Origin of the sequence: Serinicoccus shuyuelongi (assembly GCF_045032955.1) — a bacterium.
In the GTDB taxonomy this organism is placed as follows: domain Bacteria; phylum Actinomycetota; class Actinomycetes; order Actinomycetales; family Dermatophilaceae; genus Ornithinicoccus.
The window spans coordinates 278403-290165 of sequence record NZ_JBJFZU010000002.1; the positions used below are offsets into that span (position 1 = coordinate 278403).

An 11763-nucleotide genomic window follows, 5' to 3' on the forward strand; every position below is an offset into this window, starting at 1 on the left:
TGAGGCAGTGCACCCCCGAGGTCTGCGGGGGTTAACCCCCTCACCGCGGGCGCCCGTCGGAGGCTGCCCCTAGGGTCGGAGGCATGCGCATCGACCTGAACGCGGACCTGGGGGAGTCGTTCGGGGCCTGGACCCTCGGCGACGACGAGGCCATGCTCGGGGTGGTGACCAGCGCCAACGTGGCCTGCGGCTTCCACGCGGGGGACCCACGGACCCTCCAGCGCACGGTGGCGGCGGCGGCCGAACAAGGGGTCGTCGTGGGGGCCCAGGTCTCCTACCGGGACCTGGCCGGGTTCGGGCGGCGCTTCGTGGACGCGGACCCGGCCGACCTCGAGGCCGACGTGCTCTACCAGCTGGGCGCCCTGGAGGCCATGTGCCGGGTGGCGGGCACCCGGGTCGCCTACCTCAAACCGCACGGCGCCCTCTACCACGCGGTCGGCACGCACGAGCCGCAGGCGCAGGCGGTGCTGCGCGCCCTGCGCCGCTACGACGCGCAGCTGCCCCTGCTGCACCAGGACGGCTCGCTCGTCTCCCGGCTGGCGCGAGCGGCCGGGACCCCGGTGGTGACCGAGGCGTTCGCCGACCGCGCCTACCTGTCGGACGGCCGGCTCGTCCCCCGCGGGCAGCCGGGGGCGGTGCTGCACGACCCGGTCGAGGTGGCGGGGCGGATGGTCCGGCTGGTGCGCGAGGGGCGGGTCACGTCCGTGGAGGGGACGGACGTGCAGGTGCCGGCCGCCTCGATCTGCACCCACGGGGACAGCCCCGGCGCGGTCGAGATGGCCCGCGCGGTGCGGGCCGGCCTGGAGGGTGCCGGCCTCGAGGTCGCCCCGTTCGCCACGTCCACCAGTCCCGGCGGCCGGTGAGGTCGGGTATGCGCGGACGGCTGCTGCCGATGGGCGCGGACGCGGTGCTGGTCGAGGTGGCGGGCACCCAGGAGGTGCTGACGCTCGGCGCCGCCCTGCAGGCGGCGCCCTGGCGGGGGACGGTCGCCGAGACCGTGCCCGCCGCGCGGACCGTGCTGGTCCGGGTGCACGACCCCCGGCAGCTCCCCGGGGTGCGCAGCGGGCTGGCCGAGCTGCTCGCGGCCACCGAGGTCGGGACCACCACGCAGGAGCCCGGCGGGGAGCCGGTGGTGCTGCCGGTGGTCTACGACGGCCCCGACCTGGCCGAGGTGGCCCGGCTCACCGGCCTGGACCAGGACGAGGTGGTGCGGGCGCACACCGGGACCTCGTGGCGGGTGGGCTTCATCGGCTTCGTCCCCGGCTTCGCCTACCTGGTGGGCGGGGACCCGCGTCTGCACGTGCCGCGGCGGTCCACCCCCCGCACCTCCGTGCCGGCCGGGTCGGTCGGGCTGGCGGGTGAGTTCAGCGGCATCTACCCGCGTTCCTCCCCCGGCGGCTGGCAGTTGCTGGGCCGCACCGACGTGCTGCTCTTCGACGAGGACCGAGACCCGCCCGCGCTGTTGCGCCCGGGCACCGCGGTCCGGTTCGAGGTGGCCGGATGAACCCCGGGCAGCGTGCGTTGAAGGTGCTGGCTGTCGGCCCCCAGGTATTGGTGCAGGACCTCGGCCGTCCCGGCGTCGCGGACGTCGGGGTCGGCCGCTCCGGTGCCGCGGACCGGTCCGCGCACCGGCTCGGTGCCCGGCTGCTCGCCCAGGAGGAGTCCCGGGCCGGGCTGGAGATCCTGCTCGGCGGGCTCCGGGTCCGCGCGGTCGGTCAGCTCACCGTGTGCCTCACCGGAGCCCTCGCCCCGATGACCGTCGACGGGTCCCGGGTGCCGCACGGTGCCCCCGTCCTGCTCCCGGACGGTGCCGAGCTGGCCGTGGGGAACCCCACTCAAGGGCTGCGCAGCTACCTCGCCGTCCGGGGTGGGATCAGCGTGGACGCGACGTTGGGCTCCCGGTCCCACGACACTCTCTCCGGTCTCGGCCCGCCTCCGGTCCGGGCCGGGCAGCGGCTGCCGGTCGGGGCTCCGCCGAGCAGCCTGCCGTTCGTCGACCAGGCGGTGCCCGGGCCCGCCCCGGACCCGCTCGTCCTGGACGTGCTGCCCGGTCCGCGACGGGACTGGCTGGCCGACCCCGCGGCGCTCGCCGCCGCCGCGTGGACCGTCACCGACCGCAGCGACCGGGTCGGCACCCGGCTGGACGGGCCCCCGTTGGTGCGGGCGGAGGCATACCAGGACGCCGAGCTGCCCAGCGAGCCGATGGTGCGCGGCGCCGTCCAGGTGCCCGGGGACGGCCGTCCGGTGGTCTTCGGTGCCGACCACCCGGTGACCGGCGGCTACCCGGTGGTGGGGGTGCTCACCGAGGTGGGTGCCGACCGGCTCGCCCAGACCCCGCCCGGTCGGTCGGTCACCCTGCGCTGGGTGTGAGACGCCGGGACGCGAGGAAGGACGCGCCGGTCCCGTGACAGCCAGCGCGCCCTTCTCGACGAACACTCCGCCCTCCCGTGCGGCGGAGGTCATGTGGACGCGGGCCTGCAGGGGTTGACTGCCCGTTCCGACCCTCACCGCGGAGAGTGCTCGGACGACCCGAAGGCCGTCACCGGCAACGCTATAGAGCACCCGGCAAAGGTGGGGTATGCCTCGGGTATGAACTTGGTCAAGACATCCGGGGCGCGTCCGTCGGTGCCCTGACCCAGAATGGTGGCCATGCTGCTGCACCGGGTGACCACGACGTCGGAGCGGGTGCGGGCCACGCGGTCGCGCCTGGAGAAGGTGGACCTGCTGGCGCGGACGCTGCGCGACTCCGGGACCCCCGAGCCCGGCGACGACCCGGCGGACACGGCCCGGCGGATCGAGGTGGTGGCGGACTACCTGGCCGGGACCCTGCCGCAACGCACCGTCGGCGTCGGCTGGCGCGGGCTGCGCGAGCTCCCGGAGCCGGCCGTGGAACCGGCGCTGACCGTGTCCGAGGTGGACCGGGCGCTGACCGCCCTGCACGAGCTGGCCGGGTCCGGCTCCGCGGCCACCCGCGCCGCTCAGGTGCGTGACCTGCTTGCCCGGGCCACCGCGTCCGAGCAGCAGTGGCTCGTCGGGCTGGTCACCGGCGAGCTGCGCCAGGGCGCCGGCGACGGTGTGCTGCTGCCGGCGATCGCCCGGGCCGCCGACGTCCCGGAGGCGCTGGTCCGGCGCGCGGTGATGCTCGCCGGGTTCCCCGGCCCGGTGGCCCGGGCGGCCCTGGAGGGTGGGGAGGCCCCGTTGCAGCAGGTATGCCTGGAGGTGGGTCGCCCGCTGCGCCCGATGCTCGCCGGCTCCGAGCCGGACGTCGCCTCCGCGGTCGACGGCGGTGCCGAGCTGGCCCTCGACCTCAAGCTGGACGGGATCCGCGTGCAGGTCCACCTGGACCGCGACGCCGAGGTCCCGGTGCGGTTGTTCACCCGGAGCCTGGAGGAGATCACCGACCGGCTGCCGGAGGTGGTGGAGGCGGTCACCGGGTTGCCGGCACGGCGGGCGGTGCTGGACGGCGAGGTCATCGTGCTCGACCCCGACGGGCGTCCCGCACCCTTCCAGGTGACCGGCGCCCGCACCGCCAGCCGCACCGACCCGGCCGAGCTGGCGCGCACGACCCCGGTGACGACATACCTCTTCGACCTGCTGCACCTGGACGGACGCGACCTGGTCGACGAACCTGCCTCGGTGCGCTGGGAGGCGCTCGCCGGGCTTGCCCCCGACCTGGTCGTGGACCGCGTGCAGACCGCCGACCCGGCCCGGGCGCAGGCCTTCTTCGACGAGGTCGTGGCCCGCGGCCACGAGGGCGTCGTCGTCAAGGACCCGCAGGCCCCGTACGCGGCCGGTCGTCGTGGCGCCGGCTGGGTGAAGGTGAAGCCGCGTCGCACCGCCGACCTGGTGGTCACCGGGGTCGAGTGGGGCAGCGGCCGACGGCAGGGCTGGCTGTCCACCATCCACCTGGCGGCCCGGGGCGAGGACGGGGAGCTGGTGATGGTGGGCAAGACGTTCAAGGGGATGACGGACGCGACCCTGACCTGGCAGACCGAGCGGTTCCTGGCGCTGGAGACGCACCGGGAGGGACACGTCGTGCACGTGCGTCCCGAGCAGGTGGTGGAGGTGGCCTACGACGCGGTGCAGACCTCCCGTCGGTACCCGGGCGGGGTGGCGCTGAGGTTCGCCCGGGTGCTGCGCTACCGGGACGACAAGAGCGCCGAGGAGGCCGACGGCCTGGGTTCGCTGCGCTGAGCGGCGTCGTCGGCGGCCGCCCGGTCCGGCGTTCGGGAGTACCGTCTCGAGGTATGACGCAGACACCGGACGAGCACGACGTCGACACCCGCGCGAGGCTCCTCCCCGAAGAGGCCGCGGTGGGCAGCGACGCCTCGCACGAGCAGGCCGAGGCCATCCTCGAGGAGTCGCTGGAGCGGACCGAGGACCCCGAGGGCACCCGGCACGACTCGCAGCAGACCCCGGGCTGAGCGTCGCCCGATGATCCGCTTCCGGATCGCCCACTACCTGATGACCAGCCTGTGGCTGGTGCCGCTGCTGTGCGTGCTGGTCGGGATCGGTGTGTCCCTGCTGACCACCACCATCGACGACGGCAGCATGGTCCCGCAGAGCGTGAGCGGGGACCCGACGGCGGCCCTGCAGATCCTCTACCTGATCTCGTTCGCGATGCTCACCCTCACCGCGATCCTGCTCTCCCTGGTGGTGGTGGCGGTCCAGCTGGCGATGGGCACGTTCTCGCCGCGGATCGTGCGGCAGGTGCTGCACGACCGGCCGAGCCAGCTCGCGATCGGCCTCTTCGCGGGCACCTTCACCCACTCCCTGCTGGCGATGCGGCACGTGCGCAGCGAGCCGGACGGTGGCTCGGTGCCGGGGCTGGCGGTGGTGGTCGCGATCGTGCTGGTGATCGCCTGCATCGGCACCCTGGTCTGGTACCTCAACCACATCGCCCAGTCGCTGCGCACCGCCGCGCTGGTGGCCTGGGTCGCCCAGGACACCATCGCCACCCTGAAGAAGGTCTACCCGGACGGCGGGCAGCCGCCGGACCTCGCGCCGGACCTCATCACCGCCGAGCACGCCGGGGTGGTCTTCACCATCGGTCACGAGCGGCTGGTCGCGATGGCACAGGCCGCCGACTGCCGGCTGGAGGTGCTGTGGGCGGTGGGCGACTTCGTCCCCACCGGCGCGGCCCTGGTCCGGGTCGTCGGTGAGCCCGCGGCGCTGCCCCGCACGGCGGTGGCCCGGTGCGTCGTGCTCGGCCCCGAGCGCACCCTGAACCAGGACGTCGCCTACGGCATCCGGCTGCTGGTCGACATCGCCGGCCGGTCGCTGTCCGACGGGCCCTTCGCCGACCCGACCACCGTGGTGCAGGCCGTCGACCGGCTGCACGACATCATGCGGCGGCTGGTGCAGCGGGAGCTGCACGACGGCAGGTATGCCGATGCCGCCGGCACCGTGCGGGTGACCGTCCCGACGTTGCAGTGGGAGGGGTACGTGCGGCTGGCCTTCGACGAGATCCGCCAGGCCGGTGCCGGGTCCCCGCAGGTGTCCCGCCGGTTGACCAGTGCGCTGGAGGACCTGCTGCGGGTGGCACCGGAGGTGCGTCGGCCCGCTCTGGAGCAGCAGCTGACGCTGCTCCGGGAGCTGGCGGAGGCCCGCTCGGCGACCGACACGGACCGGGAGCAGGCCATGCTGGCCGATCCGTCCGGGCTGGGCTCCGCGGATCAGCTGGTCGCGCCGAACGCCTCCTGACCGGGGCCGGGCGTGTCGTCGCGGCGGCGGTCCTCGAGCCTCTCGCGGGCGTCCTCGAGACGCTGCATCACCGGGGTCGCCGCGACCCCGTGCACCAGGACCGACAGCACGATGGTGAACAGGGCCGTGGCCCAGAGCCACCGCTCGTCCTCGATGGTGGTCTCGCTCAGCGCGTAGGACAGGTAGTAGAGGGTGCCGACCCCGCGGATGCCGAAGAAGGCGGTGATCGCCCGCTCCCGACGCTCCAGCGGCCGGTGCACCTCGTCGTGCACCCGCCAGTGACCCACGCTCAGGGCGATCCAGCCGCTGAGCGGACGGATGAGCAGCACCAGGGACGTCGCGATCAGGACGCTGCGCCAGTCCAGGTACCGAAGGGCGCCGTCGGTGAGGCTGATCCCGACGAAGAGCAGCACCACCAGCGTCATCAGCCGCTCCAGGCGCTCGATGGAGCTGTGCATGTGCTCGTGGAACTCGTGGGTCCGCGCCGCCGCCCGGATGGCCATGGCCGCGGTGAAGACCGACAGGAAGCCGTAGCCCTGGGCGACCTCGGCCGCGCCGTAGGCCGTCAGCATCGCGGCCAGCCCGAGCAGCACCTCGCCGCGGGCGGCCAGGCCGGAGGCGCGGAAGGCGACCCGGGCCAGGCCCCAACCCACCAGCAGACCGACGAGCACCCCGATGGCGACCTTGCCGACGAGCTCCCAGGCGACCCAGTGCAGGCCCCACTCCGCCACCGGACCCGTCGTCGCGAGGAAGATCGCGGCATACACGAAGGGGAAGGCGAGACCGTCGTTCAGCCCCGCCTCGGAGGTGAGGGCGAACCGGACCTCGTCCTTCTCGCTGACCTCCTGCTCGCCCTCGTCCTCACCGGCGCCCTCGGCGTCGTCGTCGGTGGACCGGGACGCCCGGGTGCGGGGGCCCTCCACCTGCACGTCGGCGGCGAGGACGGGGTCGGTGGGTGCCAGGGCTGCGGCCAGCAGCAGCGCCGGGGCCGCCGCCAGACCGAGCCCCCACCAGCCCACCAGGAAGACCCCGGCGATGGTCAACGGCATGGCGATGGCCAGCAGCTTCCACGTCGCGGACCAGGTCGGCCAGCCGGAAGGACGGCGCAACGACAGCGGCCGGTCCAGGGCCAGGCCCACGCCCATCAGCGCGAGCAGCACGGTCAGCTCGGTGACGTGCTCGATCGTGTCCCGCTGGTCCACCGGGTCGAGCACGAAACCGTTCGGCAGAGGCATCAGGCCGATCAGGCAGCCGAGGCTGATGAGCACGACCGGGGCCGACAGCCACGCCCGCGCCAGGATGGTCGGCAGGATCACCGCGACCAGGAGCGTCAGTCCCCCCAGCAGGAAGACGGCGTCGACGCTCATGGCGCCAGTGTCGCACCGTCGGGGGCCCCGCGCCGCGCGGCGAGGTCCCCCGAGGTGGTGAGGACGGCTAGTCCTCGATGACGTCCAGACCCTGCTCCCGCAGCTGTGCCAGGTGGGAGAGCATCCCCTGCAGCACCTCGGGGTCGTGGCCCTGCCAGTCGTGCACCTCGTCGACGACCCGCAGCGGGTGCCGGGTCCGGTAGGACGCGGTGGGGTTCCCCGGGAACCGCTTGTCGGTCACGTTCGGGTCGTCCTCGAACGGGCCGGTGACCTCGACGACGTAGATGTGACCGCGTTCCCGGCTGCCGACGAGGGCCCCGGGCAGCTCTGCGCCCCAGACGGCGGTGTCCAGGAGCGCGCTGAAGTAGATGTTGTTCGAGACCCGGCCGGCCTGGAAGTTGGACGGCCGGCCGGGGACCAGCTCGGTGCCCAGCGGGACGGCGGACCGGGTGCCGTGGAAGAACGGACCCTGCACGTGGTCGCAGCTGTCGAGGGTGACCGGCGCCCGCCCACCGGGGTCGTCGCTCACCGGTCCGCCCGACGCACGGGCACGGGAGTCATTCGTAGCGCTATTTCCCTCCAGCCGGGCTTCCACCTCGGCTGCGCGGTCACGTGTCGCTCCGGAGGGTGAGGGTGAGGTGGGTGACGCCGCTGGGCGAGGCGACCGCCTCGACCGTGTAGTCGTCCTCCAGTCCTTCCAGGCCGTCCCAGAGTCGGACGCCGCGGCCGAGCACGACCGGCACCTGGACCAGGTGCGCATGATCGACGAGCCGTGCGGCGAGGAAGTCGCGCACCACGGTGGGGCCGCCCCCGATCCTGACGTCGAGGCCGCCGGCCGCCGCCCGGGCGGTGGCCAGGGCCTCGGTGGGCGAGGCGTCGAGGAAGTGGAACGTGGTCCCACCCTCCATCACCATCGGGGGTCGCCGGTGGTGGGTCAGCACGAAGGTCGGGGTGTGGAACGGCGGGTCCGGTCCCCACCACCCCCGCCAGTCAGGGTCGTCCTGCCACCCCGGCGGACCGAACTTGTGAGCGCCCATGATCTCGGCCCCGACACCGAGGCCGTGACGTCCGGCGAACGCGTCGTCGACGCCGACGGACCCACCGACGTCCGTAGCGTCGTCCGAGGAGGTCTGGAGCGCCCAGAACCGGGTGGCGAACACCCACTCGTGCAGACGTTGCCCCGCATGCCCGAAGGGGGCCTCGGCGGACTGGGGCTCACCGGTCGCGAAGCCGTCGAGCGAGATGGACAGGTTGTGGATCAGGGTGCGTGACATCGGTGCTCCTGCACAGGCGGGGTCGTTCTGGTGTCACTGACCCGGGTCGGAGGGCATACTCATCGGTTCCTGCTCGATCGCGCCGCCCCTGTCGCGGATCGGCCATGATGGGCCCTATGAGCGGTGCGCGAGCAGGACGGAGATGGTCGGCGACCCGACACCGGTCGCCGGAGCGGTGGGTCACCGCCGCGGGGCTGGGGGCGCTCGCGATCTTCCAGCTCGGGCTCGCCGCCGGTGCCCCGTGGGGTCGGGCGAGCTACGGGGGTGGACATCCCGGCGTCCTGCCCTACCGACTCCGACGCATCAGCGCCGGGGCGGTGCCCCTCTACGCCGGGCTGGCGGTGACGGTGGCGAGCCCGCGCACGCCGGTGCGGCTGCGTCGGCACCTCCTGACCGGGGTTGCCGGGCTGATGGGTATCGCCACCGTGATGAACGCTGTGTCGCCGTCCCTGCCGGAGCGGGCGATCTGGACGCCGACCGCAGCCGTGGTGGGCTTGTCCGCCTGGCGTGCCCGCCGCGACGGATGAGGCACGTCCCGCGTGGGCTCAGCGCTGGTGGGCGCTCTCCCACCGGTCGATGAGGTCCTGGGGCAGGCGGCCACGCTTGGGGTAGTCGAGACCCTGCTCGTCGAGCCAGGACTTGATCGCCTTGGTCTGGGAGGGGTCGCGACGGGTGGTGGGGGCGCTGCCGGACTGGCGGCGACCACCGACACGACGCCCTGCCTTGACGTAGGTCTGCAGCACGTTCGCGAACTCATCGGCCTCGTCCTGGGAGAGGTCGATCTCGTAGTCCGCACCGAGAAAGCCGAACTTGACGGTCTGCCCGTCCTGGCCGAGCTCATTTCCCGAGAGGTCCGAGACAAGGATGGTCTTCACCTTTTGCACCATTGTGGCTCCTACACCTTGGAGAGAAGAAGAAACCACATTCTAAAGGGTGAAAGGTCTGTTCAGCGCCAATCTGTCGCATCACCTGACGCCCACCCGGAATGGTGGGTCCCGGACAGAGGTTGAGATCACACCATGCCCACGCCTGCCGACTCCGACAATGAGGCTTTGACGAGCGACCCTGCGGCTCGTCTGGTCGCCGAGCACGAGGCCCTGACCACGCATCTTGCACGGCTCACCCATGACATGGCCGCCCTCGTCGACGCGTCTCGCGACTCCAACGCCGATGACGAGCACGACCCCGAGGGTCAGACCATCGCCTACGAGCGCGCCCAGCTGGCAGCGATGACCGACCAGGCCCGTGCCCACCTGCAGGACGTCGAGGCGGCGCAGCGACGGGTCGCGGAGGGGAGCTACGGCCGGTGCGACGTGTGTGGTGAGCCGATCGACCCGGCCAGGCTGGAGGCGCGGCCCACCGCCGTGACGTGCGTGCCGCACGCGAGCGCACGACCCACGAGGTGAGAAGGTTCACGGGTGACCGATGACTACGACGGCTTCGCGGACGCATACTCCACGGAGAACGAGTCCAACCTGTTCAACGCCTGGTACGAACGTCCCGAGATGCTGCGGCTGGCCGGCGACGTCACGGGCCTGCGGATCCTGGACGCGGGCTGCGGTTCCGGGCCGCTGTCCGCGGAGTTGCTGGCGCGCGGTGCCCACGTCAGCGGTGTCGATGCGAGTGCGGCCATGGTCGACCTGGCACGAGGGCGCCTCGGTGAGGAGGTCGACCTGCGGGTCGCGGACCTCGGTGCGCCCCTGCCGTTCGAGGATGCCGCCTTCGACGTGGTCGTCGCCTCCCTCGTCCTGCACTACCTGCAGGACTGGTCGGTGGCGCTCTCCGAGCTGCGGCGGGTGCTGCGTCCCGGCGGACGCCTGCTCGTCTCGGTCAACCATCCGGGTGCCTACCCGATCGAATACCCGAAGGCCGACTACTTCGCGGTGACCGAGTACTCCGAGGAGTACACGTTCGACGGTCGGACCACGGAGCTCACGTTCTGGCACCGCCCGCTGCACGCCATGGTGGACGCGTTCACCACGGCGGGCTTCCGAATCACGACCCTCAGCGAGCCGCCGCCGGCCCCGGGCACCCCGGCAGCGTTGTTGCCACCGATGCGGGGAGAGGCGTTCCTGTGCTTCCTGTTCTTCGCTCTCGAACGTCCGTGAGGGAAAAGATCCGGGAAAGGCGATCGCGCACCGCGAGCAGTGCAGGTGGCGGGGGTAGAAAGGTGACGGCCGACACGTCGCCGACGGTGGACGGGAGCGCCTGACCCATCACGACGAAGGTCGTGGGTGGGTCGCCGGTCCCCCCGGGCGGGCGGTTCTCGGAGTATGACGGTGGCTCGGTGACGACGGTGACCGTCCCGAGCAGGGCGTCTCGGGGAACCTCGACGACGGCGGTGAAGGTCCTGCCCTCGTCGTCGTGGGCGTCGCCCCGAGCGACCAGCCACGTCCGGGATTCCTGCTGGAAGGTGACGGTGATGTCGGTGGCGGGAGGCCCGAGGAAACCGTCCTCGGTGTGAGACCCGGCATCGTTGCACTCGGTGCCGAACGCCGTGCCACGGACGGTCACGGTGTCCCCCGGTGCGGCCACCATGGGGATGACCTCCGTCTGGGGGCCCGCACAGGCGGCGTCAGCAGGTGCCCGGTCACCGATCGTGAGGAGGAGCGCCGCCACCGCCACGGCGGCGTGCTGACGGGCAGGCATGACACTCGGACGGGTGGAACTCGCCCACCGTTCCCCCGGTGGCGCCTCGGTCGTGAGGGACCCGATGGAACGACGGCGGTGGTGGCGCGTCCGAGCAACGAGGCCCGCGTTCGCGGCATACCCCTCAGAGCAGGAGGTCGGAGGTCATGCGGAAGCACCGCGTGGTGGAAATGGCGGTGATCGGGGTTCTCTCGCTCACTGCCTGCGGAGAGCGGACGGAGACCGACGCCGGGCAGGGGCCGCCGACCGAGACGCTCGGCACGTGCATGGCAGACGGGCCCATCTACCGAAGGGTCGAGGAAGCCCTCATCGACACGGAGGTGGTCGTCGTCGGCGTCGCCGAACGCAGCACACGCGCACCGAGCAAGGGCGCCCCGGCAGGAGCCGACGAATGGACCGTCGCCATCACCGACGACCTCGGTGCCCAGGTGGGCGGGTCCATCGACATGGTGGCCGTGGCGGTCGATCTGCAGGCCGAGCCCTGTCGACCCGGCGTCGTCGAGGGGCGGGACTCCCTCTTCCTGCTGAGCAACGGTCGTGGCAGTGATGAGTCGCTCGTGCACTATCCGATAGCGGTCCTCGTGGAGACGGCCGACGGCGGATACGCCGACGTGATGCGGGGCCTCGGCATGCCCGACCTGCCCCCGGATCTCGGCACTGCTGCGGAGCTGTTCCGCGAGCACAACGCGCGGTCCTGAACGCCCCTCCACCCGGAGTGCGGTCGGGGTAGCCGGACCTTCATCGCCCTATAGCGCGATGAAGGTCCCGCT

14 protein-coding genes are annotated in these 11763 nt (G+C 72.7%); 10 read left to right on the forward strand and 4 right to left on the reverse strand.

Features of this window, described 5'->3' with window-relative positions; genetic code table 11:
- The first annotated feature begins 83 nt into the window (after positions 1 to 83).
- The 6 genes from ACI3EY_RS01485 to ACI3EY_RS01510 all read left to right on the forward strand — a co-directional run bounded on the left by ACI3EY_RS01485 (position 84) and on the right by ACI3EY_RS01510 (position 5703).
- Complete coding sequence (locus ACI3EY_RS01485) at positions 84 to 863, forward strand: LamB/YcsF family protein (protein ID WP_405039169.1); 780 nt, start codon at positions 84 to 86, stop codon at positions 861 to 863.
- 8 nt (positions 864 to 871) lie between these two features.
- Entirely contained in the window at positions 872 to 1504 is a 633-nt protein-coding gene (gene pxpB, locus ACI3EY_RS01490) for a 5-oxoprolinase subunit PxpB (RefSeq protein WP_405038517.1), read from the forward strand.
- Positions 1501 to 2370, forward strand: a complete 870-nt coding sequence (locus ACI3EY_RS01495; RefSeq protein ID WP_405039170.1) for a 5-oxoprolinase subunit C family protein — start codon at positions 1501 to 1503, stop codon at positions 2368 to 2370. Before pxpB ends, ACI3EY_RS01495 begins: the two co-directional genes overlap by 4 nt.
- A 279-nt stretch (positions 2371 to 2649) precedes the next feature.
- Positions 2650 to 4194: an ATP-dependent DNA ligase gene (locus ACI3EY_RS01500; protein ID WP_405039171.1), complete on the forward strand. Its 1545-nt coding sequence runs from the start codon at positions 2650 to 2652 to the stop codon at positions 4192 to 4194.
- Between the two features lie 53 nt (positions 4195 to 4247).
- Entirely contained in the window at positions 4248 to 4424 is a 177-nt protein-coding gene (locus ACI3EY_RS01505) for a hypothetical protein (RefSeq protein WP_405038520.1), read from the forward strand.
- Between the two features lie 10 nt (positions 4425 to 4434).
- On the forward strand, positions 4435 to 5703 hold the full coding sequence (locus ACI3EY_RS01510; RefSeq protein WP_405039172.1) for a DUF2254 domain-containing protein: 1269 nt from the start codon (positions 4435 to 4437) through the stop codon (positions 5701 to 5703).
- On the opposite strand, the gene ACI3EY_RS01515 is transcribed toward ACI3EY_RS01510, so the two are convergent.
- The 3 genes from ACI3EY_RS01515 to ACI3EY_RS01525 form a co-directional block, all read right to left on the reverse strand.
- On the reverse strand, positions 5676 to 7070 hold the full coding sequence (locus ACI3EY_RS01515; RefSeq protein ID WP_405039173.1) for a cation:proton antiporter: 1395 nt from the start codon (positions 7068 to 7070) through the stop codon (positions 5676 to 5678). The two genes, ACI3EY_RS01510 and ACI3EY_RS01515, sit on opposite strands and share 28 nt — an antisense overlap.
- A 67-nt stretch (positions 7071 to 7137) precedes the next feature.
- On the reverse strand, positions 7138 to 7545 hold the full coding sequence (arr, locus tag ACI3EY_RS01520) for an NAD(+)--rifampin ADP-ribosyltransferase (RefSeq protein WP_405039542.1): 408 nt from the start codon (positions 7543 to 7545) through the stop codon (positions 7138 to 7140).
- A 133-nt stretch (positions 7546 to 7678) separates the two neighbouring features.
- Complete coding sequence (locus ACI3EY_RS01525) at positions 7679 to 8344, reverse strand: dihydrofolate reductase family protein (RefSeq protein ID WP_405039174.1); 666 nt, start codon at positions 8342 to 8344, stop codon at positions 7679 to 7681.
- Positions 8345 to 8460: 116 nt separating this feature from the next.
- Between ACI3EY_RS01525 and ACI3EY_RS01530 the strand changes: the two genes are divergently transcribed.
- Complete coding sequence (locus ACI3EY_RS01530) at positions 8461 to 8871, forward strand: hypothetical protein (RefSeq protein ID WP_405039175.1); 411 nt, start codon at positions 8461 to 8463, stop codon at positions 8869 to 8871.
- 18 nt (positions 8872 to 8889) lie between these two features.
- On the opposite strand, the gene ACI3EY_RS01535 is transcribed toward ACI3EY_RS01530, so the two are convergent.
- Positions 8890 to 9219, reverse strand: a complete 330-nt coding sequence (locus ACI3EY_RS01535; protein WP_405039176.1) for a histone-like nucleoid-structuring protein Lsr2 — start codon at positions 9217 to 9219, stop codon at positions 8890 to 8892.
- Between the two features lie 177 nt (positions 9220 to 9396).
- Here ACI3EY_RS01535 and ACI3EY_RS01540 point away from each other — a divergent pair, with 177 nt between their 5' ends.
- The 3 genes from ACI3EY_RS01540 to ACI3EY_RS01550 all read left to right on the forward strand — a co-directional run bounded on the left by ACI3EY_RS01540 (position 9397) and on the right by ACI3EY_RS01550 (position 11691).
- Positions 9397 to 9750 carry a TraR/DksA family transcriptional regulator gene (locus ACI3EY_RS01540; protein WP_405039177.1) on the forward strand — a complete coding sequence of 118 codons (354 nt, stop codon included), beginning with the start codon at positions 9397 to 9399 and terminating at the stop codon, positions 9748 to 9750.
- Positions 9751 to 9762: 12 nt separating this feature from the next.
- Positions 9763 to 10452, forward strand: coding sequence for a class I SAM-dependent methyltransferase (locus ACI3EY_RS01545; protein WP_405039178.1), 690 nt, complete (start codon positions 9763 to 9765; stop codon positions 10450 to 10452).
- Between the two features lie 807 nt (positions 10453 to 11259).
- A complete protein-coding gene (locus tag ACI3EY_RS01550; protein ID WP_405039179.1) occupies positions 11260 to 11691 on the forward strand; it encodes a hypothetical protein in 432 nt (143 codons plus the stop codon).
- Positions 11692 to 11763: the final 72 nt, after the last annotated feature.

Coding starts and splice junctions, on each gene's coding strand:
- ACI3EY_RS01485 (WP_405039169.1), top strand. CDS start 84: ATGCGCATCGACCTGAACGCGGACCTGGGGGAGTCGTTCGGGGCCTGG.
- pxpB (WP_405038517.1), top strand. CDS start 872: ATGCGCGGACGGCTGCTGCCGATGGGCGCGGACGCGGTGCTGGTCGAG.
- ACI3EY_RS01495 (WP_405039170.1), top strand. CDS start 1,501: ATGAACCCCGGGCAGCGTGCGTTGAAGGTGCTGGCTGTCGGCCCCCAG.
- ACI3EY_RS01500 (WP_405039171.1), top strand. CDS start 2,650: ATGCTGCTGCACCGGGTGACCACGACGTCGGAGCGGGTGCGGGCCACG.
- ACI3EY_RS01505 (WP_405038520.1), top strand. CDS start 4,248: ATGACGCAGACACCGGACGAGCACGACGTCGACACCCGCGCGAGGCTC.
- ACI3EY_RS01510 (WP_405039172.1), top strand. CDS start 4,435: ATGATCCGCTTCCGGATCGCCCACTACCTGATGACCAGCCTGTGGCTG.
- ACI3EY_RS01515 (WP_405039173.1), bottom strand. CDS start 7,070: ATGAGCGTCGACGCCGTCTTCCTGCTGGGGGGACTGACGCTCCTGGTC.
- ACI3EY_RS01525 (WP_405039174.1), bottom strand. CDS start 8,344: ATGTCACGCACCCTGATCCACAACCTGTCCATCTCGCTCGACGGCTTC.
- ACI3EY_RS01530 (WP_405039175.1), top strand. CDS start 8,461: ATGAGCGGTGCGCGAGCAGGACGGAGATGGTCGGCGACCCGACACCGG.
- ACI3EY_RS01550 (WP_405039179.1), top strand. CDS start 11,260: ATGGCAGACGGGCCCATCTACCGAAGGGTCGAGGAAGCCCTCATCGAC.